16 protein-coding genes are annotated in these 20,820 nt (G+C 67.5%); 8 read left to right on the forward strand and 8 right to left on the reverse strand.

Annotation, left to right across the window (positions count from 1 at the left end; genetic code table 11):
• The first annotated feature begins 86 nt into the window (after positions 1 to 86).
• From ACVOMC_RS05290 to hglS, 4 genes are all read left to right on the forward strand, one after another.
• Entirely contained in the window at positions 87 to 467 is a 381-nt protein-coding gene (locus ACVOMC_RS05290) for an EF-hand domain-containing protein (RefSeq protein WP_481523102.1), read from the forward strand.
• An 82-nt stretch (positions 468 to 549) separates the two neighbouring features.
• Complete coding sequence (locus tag ACVOMC_RS05295) at positions 550 to 1,296, forward strand: HAD family hydrolase (RefSeq protein WP_057506616.1); 747 nt, start codon at positions 550 to 552, stop codon at positions 1,294 to 1,296.
• 2 nt (positions 1,297 to 1,298) lie between these two features.
• A complete protein-coding gene (locus tag ACVOMC_RS05300; RefSeq protein WP_481523103.1) occupies positions 1,299 to 1,883 on the forward strand; it encodes a hypothetical protein in 585 nt (194 codons plus the stop codon).
• A 94-nt stretch (positions 1,884 to 1,977) separates the two neighbouring features.
• On the forward strand, positions 1,978 to 3,336 hold the full coding sequence (hglS, locus tag ACVOMC_RS05305; RefSeq protein WP_481523104.1) for a 2-oxoadipate dioxygenase/decarboxylase HglS: 1,359 nt from the start codon (positions 1,978 to 1,980) through the stop codon (positions 3,334 to 3,336).
• A 335-nt stretch (positions 3,337 to 3,671) separates the two neighbouring features.
• Here the strand turns inward: hglS and ACVOMC_RS05310 are convergent, their stop codons facing one another.
• The 8 genes from ACVOMC_RS05310 to ACVOMC_RS05345 form a co-directional block, all read right to left on the reverse strand.
• Positions 3,672 to 4,922, reverse strand: a complete 1,251-nt coding sequence (locus ACVOMC_RS05310; RefSeq protein ID WP_481523105.1) for an ABC transporter permease — start codon at positions 4,920 to 4,922, stop codon at positions 3,672 to 3,674.
• On the reverse strand, positions 4,919 to 6,178 hold the full coding sequence (locus tag ACVOMC_RS05315; RefSeq protein ID WP_481523106.1) for an efflux RND transporter periplasmic adaptor subunit: 1,260 nt from the start codon (positions 6,176 to 6,178) through the stop codon (positions 4,919 to 4,921). Before ACVOMC_RS05315 ends, ACVOMC_RS05310 begins: the two co-directional genes overlap by 4 nt.
• Positions 6,175 to 7,161 (reverse strand): HlyD family secretion protein, encoded by a 987-nt coding sequence (locus ACVOMC_RS05320; protein ID WP_481523107.1) that lies wholly within the window; start codon positions 7,159 to 7,161, stop codon positions 6,175 to 6,177. Before ACVOMC_RS05320 ends, ACVOMC_RS05315 begins: the two co-directional genes overlap by 4 nt.
• Positions 7,158 to 8,144, reverse strand: a complete 987-nt coding sequence (locus ACVOMC_RS05325; protein ID WP_481523108.1) for an HlyD family secretion protein — start codon at positions 8,142 to 8,144, stop codon at positions 7,158 to 7,160. Before ACVOMC_RS05325 ends, ACVOMC_RS05320 begins: the two co-directional genes overlap by 4 nt.
• Entirely contained in the window at positions 8,125 to 8,802 is a 678-nt protein-coding gene (locus ACVOMC_RS05330) for an ABC transporter ATP-binding protein (protein ID WP_481523109.1), read from the reverse strand. Before ACVOMC_RS05330 ends, ACVOMC_RS05325 begins: the two co-directional genes overlap by 20 nt.
• Positions 8,803 to 9,662: 860 nt before the next feature.
• Positions 9,663 to 12,782 (reverse strand): efflux RND transporter permease subunit, encoded by a 3,120-nt coding sequence (locus ACVOMC_RS05335; RefSeq protein WP_481523110.1) that lies wholly within the window; start codon positions 12,780 to 12,782, stop codon positions 9,663 to 9,665.
• A 6-nt stretch (positions 12,783 to 12,788) separates the two neighbouring features.
• Positions 12,789 to 16,013, reverse strand: coding sequence for an efflux RND transporter permease subunit (locus tag ACVOMC_RS05340; protein WP_481523111.1), 3,225 nt, complete (start codon positions 16,011 to 16,013; stop codon positions 12,789 to 12,791).
• 47 nt (positions 16,014 to 16,060) lie between these two features.
• Entirely contained in the window at positions 16,061 to 17,302 is a 1,242-nt protein-coding gene (locus tag ACVOMC_RS05345; RefSeq protein WP_481523112.1) for an efflux RND transporter periplasmic adaptor subunit, read from the reverse strand.
• A gap of 210 nt (positions 17,303 to 17,512) precedes the next feature.
• Between ACVOMC_RS05345 and ACVOMC_RS05350 the strand changes: the two genes are divergently transcribed.
• The 4 genes from ACVOMC_RS05350 (at position 17,513) to ACVOMC_RS05365 (ending at position 20,730) form a co-directional block, all read left to right on the forward strand.
• Positions 17,513 to 18,835 (forward strand): amidohydrolase, encoded by a 1,323-nt coding sequence (locus tag ACVOMC_RS05350; RefSeq protein ID WP_481523113.1) that lies wholly within the window; start codon positions 17,513 to 17,515, stop codon positions 18,833 to 18,835.
• A 148-nt stretch (positions 18,836 to 18,983) separates the two neighbouring features.
• Positions 18,984 to 19,802 carry an NADPH-dependent 7-cyano-7-deazaguanine reductase QueF gene (gene queF / locus ACVOMC_RS05355; RefSeq protein WP_481523114.1) on the forward strand — a complete coding sequence of 273 codons (819 nt, stop codon included), beginning with the start codon at positions 18,984 to 18,986 and terminating at the stop codon, positions 19,800 to 19,802.
• Positions 19,803 to 19,897: 95 nt separating this feature from the next.
• Positions 19,898 to 20,197, forward strand: a complete 300-nt coding sequence (locus ACVOMC_RS05360; RefSeq protein ID WP_481523115.1) for a LysM peptidoglycan-binding domain-containing protein — start codon at positions 19,898 to 19,900, stop codon at positions 20,195 to 20,197.
• Positions 20,198 to 20,247: 50 nt separating this feature from the next.
• Positions 20,248 to 20,730 (forward strand): hypothetical protein, encoded by a 483-nt coding sequence (locus tag ACVOMC_RS05365; protein WP_481523116.1) that lies wholly within the window; start codon positions 20,248 to 20,250, stop codon positions 20,728 to 20,730.
• Positions 20,731 to 20,820: the final 90 nt, after the last annotated feature.

Raw genomic sequence — 20,820 nt, forward strand, 5'->3', positions numbered from 1 at the left:
CCAGCGACAAGACCATTCAGCCAAGGCTTGTCAGGGTTGGTTCCGCGCAGTTGACGCGCTTTTCCAAGCTGACGAGGAAATACCCGATGACCCTTCGTAATCGCACCCCGCTGTTCGCCCTGGTTGCTGTGGTGGGTTCGGCGCTGGCGCTGCCGGCGATGGCGCAAAGTGCCGCCAAAGAGCAGGCTGCCGCCGCACAGGTCCAGGCACAGCAGGCGCAGCAGCAGGCCGCCCAGGCGCAGGACGCTGCCGCGGACGCTTCCGCGCATGCGGCCCAGGCCTCGGCGGCGGCCAATGGCGGCCAGACCTGGGCCAGCATGGACGCCGACAGTGACGGCAGCATCAGCAAGACCGAGGCGCAGGCCAATGCGGGGTTGGCGCAGGTGTTCGAGCAGGCCGACAGCGACAAGGACGGCCTGCTGACCCCGGACGAGTACCGCAGTTACGTCGCGGCCCAGCAGAACTAGGCCGCCCCGCGGTGAGGGAGGAAAGGGCGGCCGCTGCCGCCCTTTTCTTTGAGCTGCCTGCGGCCGGGTTTATCCTGTGCCCATGAACAGCGCAGACATTTCCGCCATCGGCCTGGTCGGCTTCGATGGCGATGACACGCTCTGGAAGAGCGAAGACTACTACCGCGCCGCCGAGCAGGAATTCGAGAGCATCCTTGGCCACTACATCGACCTGCACGACGCCGGCACCGCCCAGCACCTGTTGAAGGTGGAGCGCCGCAACCTGGCCGTGTTCGGTTATGGCGCCAAGGGTATGACCCTGTCGATGCTGGAAGCGGCCATCGAACTGACCGGCGAGAAGATCTCCGCCACGCACCTGCACCAGATCATCGAGATCGGCCGCCGCACCCTGCAGCATCCGGTGGATGTCATCGACGGCGTGCGCGAGGCGGTGGCGGCCATTGCCGCCGACTATCCGGTGGTGCTGATCACCAAGGGCGATCTGTTCCACCAGGAGCAGAAGATCGAGCGCTCCGGGCTGCGGGATCTGTTCCCGCGCATCGAGATTGTTTCGGAGAAGGACCCCGCCACCTATGCGCGGGTGCTGGCCGAGTTCAACCTGCCGGCCGAGCGCTTCGTGATGATCGGCAACTCGCTGCGTTCGGATATCGAACCGGTGCTCGGTCTGGGCGGCTGGGGCATCCATACCCCGTATGCGGTGACCTGGGCGCATGAAGCCGAGCACGGGGTGTCGGCCGATGCGCCGCGGCTGCACCAGGCCGATACCGCCCACCAGTGGCCGGACGCGGTGCGTGCGATCGCCGCCCAGGCGGCGCCGCAGGGCCGCTGAACATGTCCGCGCCGGTGCCACAGCCTCATTCCCGGACCGGGCGCCTGCACGGCGTGCTGCTGTGGTGTGCGGCACTGATGGCTGTGCCGGGGGTGCATGCGCAAGGTCCCGCCCCCGTGCAGACGGAGACGGTCGCGCCGGCCTATGCCCCGGACACCGGTGATGCCTGGGTGGATCGCCAGCTGGCCGAAATCAATGCCTATGCCGCGCGCTATCCCGATGCGTTCGTCGATGAGCTGGCGCGCTATGCCGGCGCCCATCCGCGCTATGTGACCGCGCTGCTGCAGGAGCACGGCTGGAACGCCGGGGATATCTATTTCGCCTGCGTCTGGGGCCAGGTCGCCGGTGGCGGCTGTCGCGAGTGGGTACGCGCCCGCACGCGCCTGCCGCAGACCGGCTGGAAAGAGGTTGTGGAGAGCCGGCAGCCGGCGCCGGACAACCTGCAATGGCGCGCGCTGCGCCACGCCATCGTCGCCAGTTTCGACCACTGGGACCGGCCTATCACGCTGGATCCGCTGCTGAAGCGCCAGCTCGGTGACCGCGCGCAGCGCGACGCTGCCGCGCTCAAGGCGGCAGCCGGCGACTGAGGACACGCGGCTTTGCTGCTGTGCGGATAGGCTTTGTGACCGCTTCCGGGCGAAAATGGCCGCTTCCTTCGATTCCGCGCCAGCGCGCCTTGTCATGACCGCCGACCGTTTCGTTTCGCCCGACCATATCCGCAGCCTGTTCTCGCAGGCGATGTCGCACATGTACCGCACCGAAGTGCCGTTGTACGGCACGCTGGTGGAACTGGTGGCAGAGGTGAACGCGAACGTGCTCGCCGCACAGCCGGCGCTGGCCGAGCAGATGCAGCGCAGCGGCGAGCGCGAGCGCCTGGACGTGGAGCGCCACGGCGCGATCCGTGTCGGCACCGCCCAGGAGCTGGCCACGCTGCGCCGGCTGTTCGCGGTGATGGGCATGTACCCGGTGGGCTATTACGACCTGTCGGTGGCGGGTGTGCCGGTGCACTCCACCGCGTTCCGCCCGGTCGATGGCGAATCGCTCAACCGCAATCCGTTCCGCGTGTTCACCTCGCTGCTGCGGCTGGAGCTGATCGAGGATGACGCCCTGCGCGCGCAGGCGGCCAAAATCCTGTCCCGCCGCACCATCTTCACCGCCGGCGTGCTGCAACTGATCGAACAGTGCGAACGTGACGGCGGCCTGGGCGAGGACGACGCCTGGCGTTTCGTGGTGGAAGCGCTGGAAACCTTCCGCTGGCACAACGAGGCCACCGTGTCGCTGGAAACCTATCGCGCGCTGCTTGGCGCGCACCGGCTGGTGGCCGACGTGGTCAGCTTCCGCGGTCCGCACATCAACCACCTCACCCCGCGCACCCTGGATATCGACGCGGCGCAGGTGCAGATGCAGGCGCGCGGGCTGGCGGCCAAGGCGGTGATCGAAGGTCCGCCGCGCCGGCAGTGCCCGATCCTGCTGCGCCAGACCAGCTTCAAGGCGCTGGAGGAAATGGTGCATTTCCCGTCCGGTGCCGACAACCAGGCGGGCACCCACACCGCGCGTTTTGGCGAGATCGAGCAGCGCGGGCTGGCACTGACGCCGAAGGGCCGTGCGCTGTACGACGCCCTGTTGGCCGACGCCCGGGGTGGTGCCGGCAGTACCGGCGACGACTACATGCAGCGGTTGCAGGCCGCTTTTGCGGGTTTCCCGGATGACCACGACCGCCTGCGTCGCGAAGGCCTGGGCTACTACCGCTATGCACTGACCGAAGCCGGCCGTGCACTGCCGCCAGCCGCGCGCGATCTGCCGGCCGAAGTCCTGATCGAACGTGGTCTGGCCACCGCCGATCCGATCATCTACGAGGATTTCCTGCCGGTCAGTGCGGCCGGTATCTTCCAGTCCAACCTGGGCGGCGACGAGCAGCGCGCCTATGCCGCACGCGCCAACCGCGCGGCGTTCGAGCAGGCGTTGGGCGCGCCGGTGAGCGACGAGTTCGCCATCTACGAACGCCTGCAGGCCGAGTCGCTGGCGCAGCTGGCTGCCTGATCCGCGGCGGCGGTTCGGAACGGGCGGCTCTGGTGCCTGCAACGCCGGGACGTCTTGCAGCCAGCGGAGTTCGCTCCACTGGCTGCCGCTTGAGCGTTGGGTATTGTTGCCGCTTTTGACTCACTCCGGCGGTAGAGCCGGCCGTGCGCCTTAGAGTGATTGGAGCGAAGAGGCGCAACGTCGTTGCTTCTGTTTTCGCTCTTTCTTATCCGCTTCCTTTGCTGCGGACGGGGCTCAGGAAGAGCAAAAGCGATAGACAACAGGAACGTCACAGCAAAGTTCGGAGCAAGCGTGGTGCTGCCGCCACAAGCGCCCCGCCGCTAGGCTGGCCGAACTTACTCCTGCCGCAACGCCGCGATCGGATCCAGCTGTGCGGCCTGGCGTGCCGGGTAGACGCCGAAGGCCAGGCCGACCAGGGCGCAGAACCCGGCCGAAAGCAGCACCGGCAAAGGCGCCCACGCTACCTGCCAGCCGGCGAAGGCGGCGATCAGGTAGGCCAGTACCGCGCCGAACAGCAGCCCCAGCAACGCGCCCGCGATGCAGATCACGCTGGCCTCGCGCAGGAACTGCGCGACGACATCATTGCGGCGGGCGCCCAAGGCGCGCAACAGGCCGATCTCGCGCCGCCGCTCCAGCACGTTGGCGAGCATGATGTTCATGATGCCGATGCCGCCGACCAGCAGGCTGACGCCGGCGATGGCGCCCATCACAACCTGGAAGATGCGTTGCGTCTTCTGGTGTTGCTGGAACAGTTGTTGCGGCACCACCAGCTGATAGTCGGCGACGCCGGCATGGCGCTGGTCGAGCACGGCCGACAGCACGCTGGCGCCGGCGGCCAGCTTGTCGGGCGTGTCCAGGCGCAGCAGGAAGCGGTCGATGGGATCTTCGCGCGGCTGGAAGCGGAAGCGTGCCTGCGCGCTGGCCAGCGGCACGAACACGCGGTTGCTCTCCGAGCCCAGCTGCACACCCTCGAAATCGCGCTTGCCCAGGTCGCGGTCGGCGAGCACGCCCACCACCTCCAGCCACACATGGTTGACCTTGAGCAGCTGCCCGACCGGATCGCGGCCGGGGAACAGGCTGGCTGCGGCCTGGTGCCCGAGCACCGCCACCGATGCCAGTGCGGCATTGTCCCCGGCGGTGAGCGCACGTCCTTTTGCCAGCTGCAGCGAGGACAGCTCGAACCAGTCCGGGCTCACCCCGCTGGCCTGGGCATCGCTGCCGGCATGGTCGCTGAACACCGAGTACGTGCGGATGCGCTTTTCAGCCGCAAAGCGCTCCGCGCCGGGCACCACCTGCAGTGCCGCCTGTGCGTCGGAGAGAGTGAGCCCCAGGCTGCGGGCGCGGTTCTCGCGCAACGTGGCGTCGTCCTGCGGACGTGCCTCGGCGATCAGGTTGTGCAGGCCCAGTCCCTCGACCAATTTCAATGCCTCGCGCCGGCTGCCTTCGCCAACCGCCTGCATCGCCACGATCGCGCCCACGCCGAAAATCAGGCCGAGCAGGGTGAGCAGGGTGCGCAGGCGCCGCCGCCACAGTTCCTCGACCGCCTCGCGCCACACCTGTGGCAGTTCCGGAAGCCTGGGCTTCATTCCGCGTCCTTCTGCATGGCATCGTCCTTGTCGTCGTCGCCCGGTTCTTCGCCCGGAGCCGGCACTGGTCCTCCGGCCGAAAGCAGTACCTCCTCGCCGGGCCGCAGGCCCTTGAGTACCCTCGACCGCGCGGTGCCGCGCACGCCCAGTTCGATCTCGCGGCGGACGAAATCACGGCCTTCGCGCACCCGTACCCACTGCTTGCCGTCCTGCTGCTCGATGGCGACATTGGCCACACCGATGGCATCGGCCTCGCGCGCCAGCACGATCTTGGCCACGAAGCGCTGCCCGGGGACGAGGCCATACCGTGCGATCACCTCCGCGGGCACGGGGGCGCGCACCGACAGGTACTTCACCGGGCTCTCACGCCCCAGCGTCTTGGCCGCACTGGCCACCCAGGACAGCTGGCTGGTGAAATGCTGGTCGGGCCGGCCGAGCGGATGCAGCTCGACACTGTTGCCGGTGGCCACGCCCTGCGCCTCGATCTGCGGCAGGTCGATCTGGACCTCCATCGCCGAGGTATCGGGGAGGCTGCCGAACTCGGTGCCGGCGTGCATCGCCGCGCCGACGGTCGGCTTGTCGCCCGACCAGTTGGGCGTCAGCAGCAGCACGCCATCGTTGGGCGCGCGCAGCTCCAGCGCATCAAGGTCGGCCCGGCGATCCCTGGCAGTAAGGTCGAAGGTGGCGCGCTGCGCATCCAGCACCGCCAGCTCGGCGCCACCGCGGGTGCCTGCCTGCGCACGGCGCCACTGCAGCGTGTCCTGTTTCTCGCCCAAGTAGCGGCTGTCCTCGATCGCGTCGAGCACGTCATTGCGCGCCAGGGCCGAAAAATCGGCGCCGGCATAGCGCTGCGCGATGCCAAGCTGGACCGCGACATGCGCCAGGTCCACCGAGACCCGGCCCCGGGTCGCTTCCAGGTCGCCCTCCTTCGACATCCGGGCCAACGCATTGCGCTGCAGGTCGAGCATGGCCTGGTCGAGCTGCTGTCTGCCGTCGGGGGCGATGAAGCGGGCCAGCAGGTCGCCCTTCTTCACCCCGCTGCCTTCGGGCAGCATCCATTCGACCTGGCGGGAGGCCCAGTTGCGGCCCGGGACGTTCAGCGGCATCGGTTTGCTCGAACGCAGTTCACCTTCGCCATCGATGCTGAGCAGCAGTTCGCCCGCGGATACGATCTCCGATGCCGGGGGCACGGCGTCTGCCGCGCAACCGGACAGTGCCAGCGCGAGCGTCAACAGCAGCCATGGACGCGGGGTCATGCGCCGGCCTCCTTCGCCAGTGCGGGCACGGCCAGTTCGACGCGCACGGCTTGGCCGGGACGCAGCCGCGTGGCAGCGCTGCCGAATTCGATCACCACATCGACCACCGGGATCGGCTGCACCTGCGACTTGCTGCGCACCGCACGCCCGATGCTGGCTACCTGCCCGTGATGCGTGCTGCCGCCGCCGCCTTCGACCACGATCCGCGCCGATGTGCCCACCGACACGCGCAGCAGGTCGCGCTCGGGCAGCTGCGCGCGCACGGCCAGCGCAGCCGCATCCGGAATCTCCGCGACGGTCTGGCCCAGCCACACCTGCGAGCCGACATCGAACTTTTCGCCATTCCAGCTGCTCTTGTGCGCCATCACGCCGTCGCGCGGCGCGGTGACGGTCATCCGCGCCACCGAAGCCTGGAGTCGCGTGACATCGGCCTGCAACTGGGCGAGCTCGGAATCGACCAGGCGCCGTTCCTGCCGGCGCTGTTCCGCAGCCAGCAGTTCGCGCCGCTGAACCAGCACCATGCGCTGTTCGGCCTGGCGTCGCTCCTCCACGAGCTTGTCGTACTGCATGGCGGCGATCAGCTCGCGTGGCTGCTCGGTCTTGCGTTGCGCCTTCTCCAGCGCGGCGCGCGCTTCGGCGGTGGAAAGCCGCTCGGTGCGCTCACGCTCGGCCAGGTCGAGCAGCAGCTTCTCGCGCTCGCGCTGCTTTTCCTGCAGCTTGCTCTGCTTCTCGCCAAGGTCGCGCTGCAGCTGGCTGCTGTCGAACGCCAGCACCGGCTGGCCTTTTCGGACCGGTGAGCCATCCGGGGCGAGCTGGGTGATCTTGAACTGCCACATGCGGTCCACGGACGGCGACATCAGCTGCGCCGACTGCTGGGCGTAGACTTCGCCATCCACGCGCAGCGTGCCGCCGCCGGCGGCGGAGGCCGCAAGCGTTGCGCTGAACAGGGCCGGCAGGCACAGGCGTGCGAACGCTCGGGTCATCGTGGCGCTCCTGCGCTGGTGGCGTGTGCATCAGCGATCACGCGCACGCTCATGCCTGGCAGCAGTGGCAATTTTCCCGGGTCGAACGCGATGTCCACCGGGAAATACAGTCCGTTGCCCCACTCGGGCCGGCGTTCCGGCGCCCCGCCGATGGCGGTGATGCGCCCGGCCACATTGGTGCCGGGCACGGCATCGAACCCCAGGCGTACCGCCTGTCCGATCCGCAGCACCTGGCGGTCGGGCTGCAACGCCCAGGCGCGGACCGCGAAGCGGCTGGTCGTTGAGATCACTTCGCCGGCGCGGCTGCCCGCCATTGTCGAGGACCCCTCGTCGATGCGGCCGCCGATCCAGTTGTTGTTGAAACCATGCACGACGATGCCGTCGCGGTCGGCGCGGACTTCGGCGTTGCGCACCAATACGGTGTGATAGTCGCGCTGGACTTCCAGCTTGCGGATCTCGAGCCGGTTGTCCTCGCGGCGCCGGCGCACTGCCTCACGCGCCTCGGACAGCAGGCGCTGCTGCAACGCCACCTCGCGCGTGGCGCTGTCCAGCTCGCCCTGATAGCGATCGTGGTCGAGATCGGAGACAAGTCCCTTGGGAATCCGCGCGTCGATCCTGGCGGTGCCGAGCTTGGCCTGCGCGTCGACCAGGGCCAGTTCGGCCTCGACCGTCTTGACCTCCAGTTCGGCGATCTCCTTGTTGCCCTTGGCGCTGAGCTGCTCGATCTGCGACTCCAGGTCGGGAATCATCGCCGCCGACTGGCCCGGATCCAGGCGCAGGACGACCTCGCCCTTCTTCACCGGCTCTCCTTCCGGGATGAAATAGCGGATGACCACCGGCGAACTGTTCGACTGGGGCGTGAAGATGGCCTGGCCGTCGATCGAGCGCACCTCGCCGGTCAGCACCACCCGTGCCGCTACCGGCGCGATCATGGCCAGGCACAGCGCGGCCAGCGCCGCCCGTTCAGTGCAGCGCCGAATCATGCTCGATCCTGCCGTCATGCAGCCGTACGCGGCGTGGCGCGCGCGCGGCGATGTCGTTGTCATGGGTCACCAGCACCACGGTCTGGCCATCGCGGTGCACCTCGTCGATCAGTGCCAGCACGTCGGCCGCGCTTCGCGAGTCCAGGTTGCCGGTGGGTTCGTCGGCCAGCAACAGGGCCGGCTGCAACAGCAGGGCGCGAGCGATGGCGGCGCGCTGCATCTGCCCGCCGGAAAGCTCGCCGGGGCGGTGGTGGCGCCGGTCGGCCAGCCCGACCCGCTCCAGCAGCATGTCCGCGCGCTCCTGCGTTCCCGCAGGCGGCTGACGGTTGAAACGCAACGGCAGCAGCACGTTCTCGCGTACGGTCAGCCGGGGCAGCAGGTGGAAGCTCTGGAAAACGAAGCCGATGCGGCGGTTGCGGATGTCGCTGCTGGCCTCGTCGTCGAGCGTGGCCACGTCCCGGCCCTCGATGAGGTAGTGGCCGCTGGTGGGATGGTCGAGGCAGCCGAGGATGTTGAGCAGACTGGATTTTCCAGAGCCGGACTGACCGGTGATGGCCACGAACTCGCCTGCGCCGATCCCCAGGCTCACATCCTCCAGTGCACGCACGGTCTGCCCGCTCATGGCGTAATGCCGGTGCACGTTGCGCAGCTCTATCACGGCCTGGTCATCCTGACTGCCCCTTTGGTCCTGTGCCCGGATGCTAGCCGAAGACGTGGCGGAAAGGCCATGGTGAGGTGGCTGGCCGGGCTTGCTTGTCGGCTGGCCACCAGTGCGAGCATGCGGAAGTTCTGCTGTTGCTCGTGCTCCTGCTCTGGCCTTGCTTGTTATTCCTCCGGGCTTAGCGCGAGCCAGGCACCACAGCGGGACAGGGGTGAAGAGGCACGCGTGTCCGCGCGAAGCGAGTTGTGCGCCGTCGCCTTGGCATGCCGGATCGCCGGGCGCGGCCCAATGGATCGTGGCCCGGCCCGTGTCTGTCCTGGTTGCTACTCTTCGCACGAGAAGAAAGAAGCCATTCGCGCCACAAATGGCAGCGAGAACCTTTGATCCTGCCGATGTTGTTGTTCTGGTTCCCCCTGTGCCTGGCGGAAGTCACCTGCCAGAGCAAGAACCAATGCATGAAGGCAGGAAGCGTGTGCAGGGCTTTCGCCCCTGCCTCCGCGCGCTTCGTGCCTGCGGTACTCCGGGCTGTTCCGCCGGCAGTATCTTTCGGCGAGACATTCAGGTCTCGTCGAAATATGGCGTGTTTGTCCGCTTCGCGGTCGAGTGCAGGCCCTCCGTTGCGCGGCAGTTGCCCATCCGGCGGGGCGGAGCCGTGTTTCGCCTGATCCCGCACGAACCCGTGCACGTCGCCCTTCGGATCTTTCCCGCTGGCTCCATCGCTGGTGATGGGGACCCGGAGGTCAAAGATCAGGAGCAACGGCAACGCGTCGCGACAGCGATCTGCGTAGTGCCGGGCAACGCCCGGCAGAGGCTTTTCCTCTACGTTCCAGCGGAACGTAGACGCGTGCAGGAGACGATCAGGCCCGGGCGATGCGCTGTTGCCTGCGCGCCTTGCGCCGTGCCCGCCAGCTGCGCCAATGCTGCTGCAGGCAGGAGAAGATCACATACAGCGCCGGCGTGCTCAGCAAGGTCAGGCTCTGCGAGATCAGCAGGCCGCCGATCATCGCGATGCCCAGCGGCCGCCGCAGCTCGGAGCCTTCGCCCAGGCCGATCGCCAGCGGCAATGCGGCCAGGATCGCCACCATCGTGGTCATCATGATCGGCCGGAAGCGCACGATACAGGCCTCGCGTACCGCCTCGGCCGGCGCCTTGCCATGCTCGCGCTGCGCGACCAGGGCGAAGTCGATCATCATGATCGCGTTCTTCTTGACGATGCCGATCAGCAGCACCAGCGCGATCATCGAAATCACCGACAGGTCGGTCCTGGTGATCCACAACGCCAGCAGTGCGCCCATACCCGCCGCCGGCAGGGTGGAAAGAATCGTTACCGGGTGCACCAGATTCTCGTAGAGCATGCCCAGCACGATGTAGACCGTGGCGATGGCGGCGATGATCAGCATCAGCATCGCCGCCGGATCCATGGCCTGGCGGAAGCCGCCGCGCGCGGCCTGGCGGATGTCACCGGGCATGCGCAGGCCGTCGATCGCCGCCTTGACGATGGCATCGCCTTCGCCGCTGCTCACGCCCGGTGCCAGGTTGTAGCTCAGGTCCATCACCGTGTACTGGTTCTGGTGGGTGACCTGTGACGGTGCGAGGCCTGGCTCCTGATGTGCCAGCGCGGTCAGCGGAATCATCTGCCCGCTGCGGGAGGCCACGTACAGATCCTCGATCGCCGCCGGACTGCCGGTCTGGCTGGGCAGCGCGTTGACCACCACGCCGTACTGGTTCAGATCGGCATAGATGGTGGAGATCTGGCGCTGGCCGAACGCGCCATACAGCGCGCCGTCGATGGCGCCGATGCTCACCCCGAGCCGCGAGGCTTTCTCGCGGTCGATGACGATCTTCTGCATCAGCCCGCCCTTGTCGACATCCGAACCGACATCGCGCAGCTTGGGATTCTGCTTGAGCACCTCGACCAGTTTCGGCAGCCACTCGGCCAGCTGCGCGGCGTCGTTGCCCTGCAGGGTCACGCGGTTCTGTGCGCCTTGCGAGCCGCCGCCACCGCCGCCGTCGGACGGCAGGTCCTGGATCGCGCGCAGGCGCACATCCAGATCCGGGAACTGCGCGGCCTTGGCGCTGAGCCGCGCCACCACCACGTTGGTCGGCTCCTGCCGGCCCTCCTTCTCGGTAAGCAGTTCGATGTTGAACTGCGCGCTGCTGCCCTGGCGGCTGGAGCCCAGCCGTGCGCCGACCATCTTCACCGCCGGATCGGCCAGCAGCATGTCGCTCAGGCGGCGCTGGCGCTCGCTCATCTCATTGAACGAGACCGTGGCGGCGGAACTGGCGCGGCCCCAGATCAGTCCGGTGTCCTGCTCGGGAAACTGTCCCTTGCTGACCGCACCGCCGAGGTAGAAGGTCGCCACGATCAGCAACAGTGGCGTCAGCGACAGCAGCAACGCATGGCGCAGCGAGAAGTCCAGCGCCACGGTGTAGGTCCGCAGCATGCCGTCATGCATGCGGTCGAGCAGGCGGTTGATGCGGGTATCGCGCGCGCCCTCGGCATGCGGCTGCAGGAAGCGTGCGCATAACGCCGGGGTCAGGGTCAGCGAGACCAGCGCCGAGACCACGATTGCCGCCACCAGGGTCAGGGTGAACTCGCGGAAGAACGCGCCGATCATGCCCTGGGCGAAGATGATCGGCAGGAACACGGCGATCAGTGAGGCGGTAATCGAGACGATAGTGAAGCCGATTTCGCGCGCCCCGGACATCGCCGCCTGCTCGCGCGGCAGGCCCTCGTCGAGGTGGCGCATGATGTTCTCGATCACCACGATCGCATCGTCGACGACAAAACCAATGGCGATCACCAGCGCCAGCAGGGTCAGGTTGTTGAGGGTGAAACCCAGCGTGGTCATCAGCAGCGCGGCGCCGGCCAGCGACAGTGGCACGGTCACCGCGGCGATCAGCGTCGGCGCCAGCCGCCGCAGGAACAGCGCCATGGTCAGGATCACCATCGCCAGGCTGATCATCAGGGTGATCTGCACTTCGGCCAGCGACGCGCGGATGGTCGGGGTGCGATCGAAGAACGGGGTCAGCGTGGTGCCGGCATCGAGGTAGCCGGACAGTGCCGGCACCTCGGCTTTGACCCGGTCCACGGTCGCCACCAGGTTGGCGCCGCTGCGCAGGTACACATACATCAGCACGCCGCGTTTGCCGTTGACCCAGGCCGCCTGGTAGGCGTCCTGCTGGCCGTCATAGACGGTGGCCACATCCTTCAGCCGCACCACTGCACCGTCGTGAGTGGCGATGGCGGTGTTGGCGAAATCGGCGGCCTTGCGGATCTGGTCATTGAGCACGATCGCGGTCTGGCTGCTGCCGTCGCTCAAAAAACCCAGTGGCGAGGCCACATTGGCCGCGCGCATCGCATTGCGCAGATCATCCGGAGTCAGCCCCAGCGCGCTCATCGCGCGCAGGTTCAGATCCACCCGTACCGCCGGCGTGGAGGCACCGGCGATATCCACCTGCGACACCCCGGGCAGCTGGCGCAGGCGTTGTGCCAGCAGCGAGTCGGCCAGGTTGTACAGCTCGGCCACCGACTGTGTTTCGGAGGTCAGGGCCAGCGCGATCACCGGATCGTCGTTGGGATTGGCCTTCTGGTAGGTGGGCGTGTTGATGCCGGCCGGCAGGTCGGCCATCGCCGCGTTGATCGCGGCCTGCACGTCCTGTGCGGCCGAATCGATATCGCGGCTGGTGTTGAACATCAGGAACACCATGCTGCGGCCGTCGCTGCTGGACGAGCGCATGGTGTCGATGCCCGGTACCTGGCCCAGATGCCGTTCCAGCGGCGCGGTCACGGTGGCGGCCATGGTGTCGGCATCGGCACCGATGTTGGAGGCCTGCACGAAGATCACCGGAATGGTGAGGTTCGGCAGCGCCGCCACACCCAGCCGCAGGTAGCAGACCAGCCCGGCGAAGAACAGGCCGATCGCCAGCAGGGTGATGCCGATCGGACGTTTGATGAAGGGCGCGGAAATGTTCATCCGTGCTTACCGGGCTGCTTGCAGCCGCGCGGCGGCACGCTGCTCGCGGCGGCGCGCGGCCCATTCGGAGAAGCGCTCGAAGTACAGGTAGATCACCGGCGTGGTGTACAGCGTGACCAGCTGCGAGAGCAGCAGACCGCCGACGATGGCCACGCCCAGCGGCCGCCGCAGCTCCGAGCCGATGCCGCTGCCCAGTGCCAGCGGCAGCGCGCCGAGCATGGCCGCGGCGGTGGTCATCATGATCGGGCGGAAACGCAGCAGGCAGGCGCGGCGGATCGCGTCGTAGGCATTGGCGCCGGCGCGCTGCGCGTCCAGCGCGAAGTCGATCATCATGATCGCGTTCTTCTTGACGATGCCGATCAGCAGGATGATGCCGACGATGCCGTCCACCGACAGGCTCATGCCGCACAGGTACAGCGCCAGCAGCGCGCCAACGCCGGCCGGCGGCAGCGTGGAGATGATCGTCAGCGGGTGGATCCAGCTTTCATACAGCACGCCCAGCACGATGTAGATCACCGCGATGGCCGCCAGCAGCAACAGCACCACGTCGGTCTGGCTGCTGGAGAACTCCGCGGCGGTGCCGACGAATTGCGCCTGCATCTGCGGCGGCAGCTGCAGCCCGGCCACCGCCTTGTTGATCGCGTCCACGCCTTCGGACAGCGAGTAGCCCGGCGCCAGGTTGAACGCGATCGTCGCCGAGGGCAGCTGCTGCTGGTGGCTGACGATCAGCGGCGCGGTGCCGGGCACGGCGCTGGCGATGGCCGACAGCGGAATGCTGCCGCCGCCGCCCAGGGCGATGCCGGTATTGCTGTTGCCGATGCCGGTGGCGGTGGAGGAGTTGCTCGAACTGACCTGGCCCAGGGTGGTGGCATTGCTGCCGGTCAGCGCGCCGCTGCCGTTGCTGCCGATCGCCAGCTGGTTCATCAGTGCATCGCTGGTGCGGAACTCCGGTGCCACTTCCAGCACCACGCGGTACTGGTTGAGCTGGGTGAAGATGGTCGAGATCTGGCGCTGGCCATAGGCGTCGTACAAGGTGTCGTCGATGGTCTGCATCGGCACGCCGTAGCGGGCGGCCTTGTCGCGGTCCACCTGCACGTGCAGGGCGCGGCCGTGGTTGGCCAGGTTGTTGTCGACATCGGCCAGCTGCGGCAGCCGGCGCAGCGCGTCGGTGACGCGTGCGGTCTGTTCGGCCAGCTCGGTGCTGTCCATGTCCGAGAGCGAGAACTGGTAGGCGGTGGCGGCCACGCGCGTATCCAGGGTCACGTCCTGCACCGGCTTGAGGTACAGCGCCACGCCGGGGATATGCGCGGCAGCGGCCTGCAGCCGCGGCAGGATCACGTCCAGCCCGTCACGATCACCTCGGTCCTTGAGCACGATGCTCAGCTGTCCCTGGTTGAGCGTGGGATTCATGGTGCCGGCACCGATATAGGCGGCCACGCCGGTGACGGCTTTGTCCTGCTGCAATGCCGCGGCCACCGCCTGGGTGCGTTGCTGCATCTGCTCGAAGGCCACGTTCTGGTCGGCGATCACCACCCCGGTGACCATGCCGGTGTCCTGGTCGGGCAGCAGGCCCTTGGGGATGGCCATGTACAGCAACACGGTCAACACCACCGAGCCCAGCGCGATGGTCAGGGTCAGCGGCTGATGACGCAGCACCCAGTCCAGGCTGCGCTCGTAGGCATGCACCAGCCGCGACCACGCGTTGATCCTGCCGCTTGCCGCCGCCCGTTCGTGGGCGTCATCGCCCTCGGGCAATGCGTCGGGCTTGAGCAGGTAGGCGCACATCATCGGGGTGAGCGTCAGCGAGATCAGCATCGAGATCGACACGGCGATCGTCAGCACCCAGGCGAACTCGTGGAACAGGCGGCCGGTAACGCCGGGCATCAGGATCAGCGGCAGGAACACCGCCACCAGCGACACGGTCAGCGACAGCACGGTGAAGCCGATTTCCCGTGAGCCGACTTCCGCCGCTTCCTGGCCGTCCTTGCCCTGCTCGATGTAGCGCACGATGTTCTCGATCATCACGATCGCATCGTCGACCACGAAACCGGTGGCCACGGTCAGCGCCATCAGCGAGAGGTTGTCCAGCGACATGCCGGCGAATGCCATCACCCCGAACGTGCCCAGCAGCGACAGCGGCACCGCCACCGACGGGATCACCGTGGCCCACAGCCGCCGCAGGAACACGAAGATCACCGCCACTACCAGACAGATGGTCAGGATCAGGGTGAACTGCACATCGTGCACCGAGGCGCGGATGGTGACGGTGCGGTCGGAGAACACATCCAGCGTCACATCGGCCGGCAGCATGGCCTGCAGGCTGGGCAGGATCTGGCGGATGTTCTCCACCGTCTTGACGATATTGGCGCCGGGCTGGCGCCGTACTTCCAGCAGCACCGCCGGCTGGCCGTCGGCCCACGCGGCAATCTGGTCGTTCTCCACCCCGTCCACCACCTTGGCCACGTCGCGCAGACGCACCGGGGCACCGTTCTGGTAGCGGATGATGATGTCGTTGTAATCGGCCGCATCGCTGAGCTGGTCGTTGGTGGACAGCGTGTAGCTCTGCGTCTTGCCGTTGAGCGAGCCCTTGGGCGCGTTGACATTGGCCTGGGTCAGCGCGCTGCGCAGGTCTTCCAGGGTCATGCCCATGTTGGCCAGTTGCGCCGGGTTGGCCTGGATGCGCACGGCCGGACGCACGTTGCCGGCGATGGACACCAGCCCCACGCCGTCGATCTGCGACAGGCGCTGGGCCAGGATCGAGTCGGCCAGATCGTTGACCTCGCGCAGCGGGCGCGTGTCCGAGGCCAGCTTGAGGGTGAGGATCGGCGCGTCGGCCGGATTCACCCGGTTGTAGACCGGCTGGTAGGGCAGCGAGCCGGGCAGGGTGGCCTGGCGGATCGCCGCCTGAACGTCCTGCGCGGCGGTGTCGATGTCGCGCTCCATCGAGAACTGCAGCACGATGCTGGACAACCCGGCCGAGGAGTCGGAGGTCATCATGTCCAGCCCGGAAATCTGTCCCAGCTGCCGCTCCAGCGGCGTGGTCACCAGCGAGGCCATCGTCTGCGCGCTGGCCCCCGGATACTGGGTGGTGACGACCAGGCTGGGTGCTTCGATCTCGGGCAGGGCGGCGACCGGCAGGCGCTGGTAGCCGAGGATGCCCAGCAGCATGAGCCCGATCATCAGCAGGGAGGTGGCGATCGGGCGCCGGATGAAAATAGTCGAAAAGCCCACGGTCGGTTCCTGGTGCGGGGGAGGGAGGGCGGGTGGCGGCCGGCGCGTCAGCGCGGCGGGCCACCCCGTCCACCACGGCCGCCCTTCTGGCTGGCGGCCTTGAGCTGTTCCTCGGTCGGCGCCGGCGGCGCCTGGCCCGGGGCCAGCGCGTTGACCTTGCTGCCTTCCTTCAGGCGGAACTGGCCTTCGGTCACCACCTTGTCGCCGGGCTGCAGCCCCTCGCTGATCACCACGTGGCTGTCATCGACCTGGCCACCCTGTACGACCGGGCGCAGGGTGACGGTGTTGTCGGGCTTGATCAGATAGACGAAATCACCGGTGCTGCTGCGCTGCACGGCTTCGGCCGGCACCACCACCGCGCCGGGCAGCTCGCCCAGCTGCATGCGCACGTTGACGAACTGGCCCGGCCATAGCGTGCCATCGGCGTTGGGGAACTCGGCGCGCAGGCGGAACGTGCCGCTGCTGGCGCTGATCTGGTTGTCCACCACTTGCAACGTGCCGTCGGCGTTGACCACCGCGCTGCCCTCGCGATCGAGCGTGGCGGTCGACAACGGGCCGTTGGCCTGCGCGCTGCGCACCGCGTCGAGCTGCTGCTCGGGCAGGTTGAACAGCACATAGGCCGGCTGCAGCTGGGTGACGGTGACGATGGCGCTGCCGGCACTGACCACGTTGCCCGGATCCACCGCGCGGATGCCGGTGACACCGCTGATCGGCGAGGTGATGCGGGTGTAGTCCAGCTGCACCTTGGCCTGGTCGGCCGAGGCCTGCGCGGCGGCGACCGCGGCCTGGTACTGGGCCACCTGGTTGCGCAGCGTGGTCAGGTCGGTCTGGGCGACGAACTGGCGGTACTCGGGTGAGCTGGAACGCTCGTAGTTGGACTGCGCGGTGGCCAGCAGGGCCTGGTTCTGGCGTTTGCTGGCCAGGGCCTGGTCGTACTGGGCCTGGAAGGTGCGCGGATCGATCTGCGCCAGCAGCTCGCCCTTTTTCACCGGCTGGCCTTCGCGGAAGTTGACGCTCAGCAGCTCGCCGCCCACCTGCGGGCTGACGGTGACGGTGTTGTAGGCGCTCACCGTGCCCTGCGCGGTCACATACACCGGCACGTCCTTGCGCTCGGCGGTCACCGCGGTCACCGGCACCGGTGCGCTGTCGCGGCCACCGCCGTTGCCACCGCGCATGCCCATCGCCTGCCCGGCGGCGGGCTGCTTGCCTCCTCCCATCATCCGGTAGCCGATACCGGCCACCAGCAGCACTGCAATGACCAGCAGCACGATCTTCCAGAAACGCGACATGCAAAAACTCCTGAGGAACCGGTGGGGGAGGACAGCGGGCAAGCCGGAGAGGATAACGTCCGTACCGGCGGGTGGACCCATGACCGATGGGCTACGTGTACAGACCTGCGTATAGGGTGAACGTTCCAGCGCGGGCTTGGTTGACGCTCGTGTGCAGGGGATTTTTGACCTACATTCCGGTCTTCGAGGATTGTGCAAGGGGAAGCGTCGATGGCCCGCAAGACCGTACTGCTGTCCGCACTGCTGTGCGCCCTGTCGCCGCTGGTGGCGCAGGCCCAGGACGCCCAGCGTCCGGAAGTGGCCGCTGCCGCCGCGCGGCTGCAGCGGCAGGTGGTGGATTGGCGGCGCGACTTCCATGCCCATCCGGAACTGTCCAATCGCGAAGTGCGTACCGCGGCCAAGGTCGCCGAGCGCCTGCGGGCGATGGGCCTGACCCCCAAGACCGGGGTGGCCGTGCATGGTGTCGTCGCCATCATCAAGGGCGGCCTGCCGGGCCCGAAGATCGCCCTGCGCGCCGATATGGACGCGTTGCCGGTCACCGAGCAGACCGGTCTGCCGTTCGCCTCCAAGGCCACCGCCGAGTACCGCGGCGAGCAGGTCGGGGTGATGCACGCCTGTGGCCATGACGCCCACACCGCGACCCTGCTCGGTGTGGCCGATGCGCTGGTGGCGATGCGCGACACGCTGCCCGGTGAAGTGATGCTGATCTTCCAGCCGGCCGAGGAAGGCGCACCGCCGCCCGAACAGGGTGGGGCCGATCTGATGCTGAAGGAGGGCCTGTTCAAGGACTTCAAGCCGGAGGCGGTATTCGGCCTGCATGTGTTCTCCAGCGTGCAGGCGGGCCAGATCGCGGTGCGCGGTGGCCCGCTGATGGCCGCCTCCGACCGCTTCGGCATCACCGTCAATGGCCGCCAGACGCATGGTTCGGCACCGTGGAACGGCATTGACCCCATCGTCGCCGCCTCCGATCTGATCGGCACCGCGCAGACCATCGTCAGCCGCCGCGCCAACCTCTCCAGGCAGCCGGCCGTGCTCACCTTCGGCGCGATCAAGGGCGGCATCCGCTACAACATCATTCCCGATTCGGTGGAAATGGTCGGCACCATCCGCACTTTCGATCCGGACATGCGCAAGCAGATCTTCGCCGACCTGCGCAATGTCGCCGAACACACCGCCGCCGCGCACGGCGCCACCGCCGTCACCGAGATCTATGAGAACGACGGCAACCCGGCCACGGTCAACGACCCGGCACTGACCGCACGCATGCTGCCTAGCCTGCAGGCGGTGGTGGGCAAGGACAACGTCTATGAACCGCCACTGCAGATGGGCTCGGAGGACTTCTCGCTGTATGCCCAACAGGTGCCGGCGATGTTCTTCTTCGTCGGTTCCACCGGTGCCGGCATCGACCCGGCCACCGCGCCCAGCAACCACTCGCCGAAGTTCCTGCTCGACGAGAAGGCGCTGGACGTGGGCCTGCGCGCATTGCTGCAGGTCTCGCTGGACTACCTCCACGGCGGCACCGGCCGTCGCTGATCCGGCAGCGCGCGGCGTGCCTTGCTGTGCTGGCGGCGCGCCGGGACAGGGGGCGCTGCGTTCGAGCCGGCGCCGGAGAAGCCCGTTGGGTCTGCGCCCGGGGCGTCATATAGCGGCCGGTCAAGCGCCGGCCCCTACAATTCCGCCCATGAATACCCCTGAAAATTCCAGTCTCGGCCGCGAGGTCGACTACCCCACCCGGTATGACGCCAGCCTGCTGTTCCCGATCCCGCGTGCCGCCGCGCGTTGCCAGATCGGTCTGCACGGCCGGGCCCTGCCGTTTATCGGCGAAGACCGCTGGCATGTGTATGAACTGGGCTGGCTGGATGCGCGCGGCAAGCCCTGCGTGGCCACCGCCACGCTGTGGGTGCCGGCCACCTCGCCGAATCTGATCGAGTCCAAATCGCTCAAGCTGTATCTGAACTCGCTCAACAGCGCCCGCTTCAACAGCGCCGAATCCCTGCGTGAACGCATCACCACCGATCTGTCGAGCTGCGCCGGCGCCGATGTGCGGGTCGAGTTCGGACTGCCGCCGGTTGCCGAAGCACCGGGGCAAAGTGTCGACCATCTGGACGTGGCCATCGACCGCTACGGCCCGCCGGACGAGTCTTTGCTGCTGGCCGATGCCGAGTGCATTGTCGAAGAGACGCTCACTTCGGCGCTGCTCAAGTCCAATTGCCCGGTGACCGGCCAGCCGGACTGGGCCAGCCTCAGCATCCGCTACCGTGGTCCGCGTATCGATCGCGAAGGGCTGCTGCGTTATCTGGTCAGCTACCGTGACCATGCCGAATTCCACGAACAGTGTGTGGAACGCATCTTCCTCGGCCTGATGCACCGCTGCGCTCCCCAGGCGTTGCACGTCGAAGCGCGCTACACCCGTCGCGGCGGCCTGGATATCAACCCGCGGCGGACCACCGCCGGCGACGGCCTGTCCGCTGAAAACGCGTTCCGCGATGCCCGTCAATAATCGCTCCGACAGCACCGCCGGTTTTTACACCCGCACGATGAAACCTTAACGGGCAGCGTGCAATGGTGGCCTCCAGTTGCGAAGGAGTGACTTGGATGGGTACCGAGAAAAAGGCCGATTTTTCCGAAGTCACCGCCACGGTCAGCAGTACGGAGCAGAGCGCGCCCAGGGCCGACTTCTCCGATGTGACTGGAACGGTGGGCAGCACCGAACAACGCGTTGGCGAACAGCAGTACACCGTGCAGAAGGGCGACAGCCTTTCCCGGATCGCCAGGAACCTGCTGGGCGATGCCAATGCCTGGAAGCAGATCTTTGAAGCCAACAGCGATGTGCTGGACGACCCGGACAAGATTTTCCCGGGGCAGGTGTTGAAGATCCCGCCGCCCCAGCGCTGATCCGGCGCTCTACCGTGGTCTATTCCCCTGGTTTTTCTGGAGCCGATCCGATGAAGAAGACGTCACTGAGCAGTGTCCTGATGATTGCCGTGGTGGGTGCTGCGGCACTGGCCGGTTGCAAGAAGAAAGAAGAAACCGTCATGACGCCGGAACCGGCTCCCGCGCCGGCGCCGATGGCCGAACCGGCACCGCCTCCGGCGGCACCTGCGGTCAGCGTGACCTCGGTGACCGTGGGCAATACCGCGGCGGCGGATATGTCGGTGGCGCCGATGGCGATGCTCGCCCCCACCGACAAGATCATCGTCTCGGTGAAGACCAGCGGGACCGCCAGCAACGTGAATCTGGCGGCCAAGCTTATGTACCAGGATGGCCAGGTCGCCGGTGAGCAGAGCGCCGTGCTCAACACCACCGATACCGGCACGACCAATCTGGAATTCAGCAAGGCGAGCCCGTGGCCGGCTGGCAAGTACACCGCCGAAGTCATGGTCGACGGCAAGCCGGTTGGCATGCCACAGCAATTCGAAGTGAAGTAAGGAAAGCCGTTCCACGCCGACTCTCTCCCGGTCGTGGAATCGCATGGGCGCTGCCAACGGGCCGCGCCCTTTTTTATGGACGGCCCGGTG

The sequence above is a fragment of the Stenotrophomonas sp. STEN014 genome (assembly GCF_056760315.1).

Excerpts from the sequence above, each read along its gene's own strand:
- ACVOMC_RS05295 (WP_057506616.1), top strand. The coding sequence starts at position 550 with ATGAACAGCGCAGACATTTCCGCCATCGGCCTGGTCGGCTTCGATGGC.
- ACVOMC_RS05345 (WP_481523112.1), bottom strand. The coding sequence starts at position 17,302 with ATGTCGCGTTTCTGGAAGATCGTGCTGCTGGTCATTGCAGTGCTGCTG.
- ACVOMC_RS05315 (WP_481523106.1), bottom strand. The coding sequence starts at position 6,178 with ATGACCCCGCGTCCATGGCTGCTGTTGACGCTCGCGCTGGCACTGTCC.
- ACVOMC_RS05335 (WP_481523110.1), bottom strand. The coding sequence starts at position 12,782 with ATGAACATTTCCGCGCCCTTCATCAAACGTCCGATCGGCATCACCCTG.
- ACVOMC_RS05350 (WP_481523113.1), top strand. The coding sequence starts at position 17,513 with ATGGCCCGCAAGACCGTACTGCTGTCCGCACTGCTGTGCGCCCTGTCG.
- hglS (WP_481523104.1), top strand. The coding sequence starts at position 1,978 with ATGACCGCCGACCGTTTCGTTTCGCCCGACCATATCCGCAGCCTGTTC.
- ACVOMC_RS05365 (WP_481523116.1), top strand. The coding sequence starts at position 20,248 with ATGAAGAAGACGTCACTGAGCAGTGTCCTGATGATTGCCGTGGTGGGT.
- ACVOMC_RS05360 (WP_481523115.1), top strand. The coding sequence starts at position 19,898 with ATGGGTACCGAGAAAAAGGCCGATTTTTCCGAAGTCACCGCCACGGTC.
- queF (WP_481523114.1), top strand. The coding sequence starts at position 18,984 with ATGAATACCCCTGAAAATTCCAGTCTCGGCCGCGAGGTCGACTACCCC.
- ACVOMC_RS05325 (WP_481523108.1), bottom strand. The coding sequence starts at position 8,144 with ATGATTCGGCGCTGCACTGAACGGGCGGCGCTGGCCGCGCTGTGCCTG.
- ACVOMC_RS05290 (WP_481523102.1), top strand. The coding sequence starts at position 87 with ATGACCCTTCGTAATCGCACCCCGCTGTTCGCCCTGGTTGCTGTGGTG.
- ACVOMC_RS05310 (WP_481523105.1), bottom strand. The coding sequence starts at position 4,922 with ATGAAGCCCAGGCTTCCGGAACTGCCACAGGTGTGGCGCGAGGCGGTC.
- ACVOMC_RS05320 (WP_481523107.1), bottom strand. The coding sequence starts at position 7,161 with ATGACCCGAGCGTTCGCACGCCTGTGCCTGCCGGCCCTGTTCAGCGCA.
- ACVOMC_RS05300 (WP_481523103.1), top strand. The coding sequence starts at position 1,299 with ATGTCCGCGCCGGTGCCACAGCCTCATTCCCGGACCGGGCGCCTGCAC.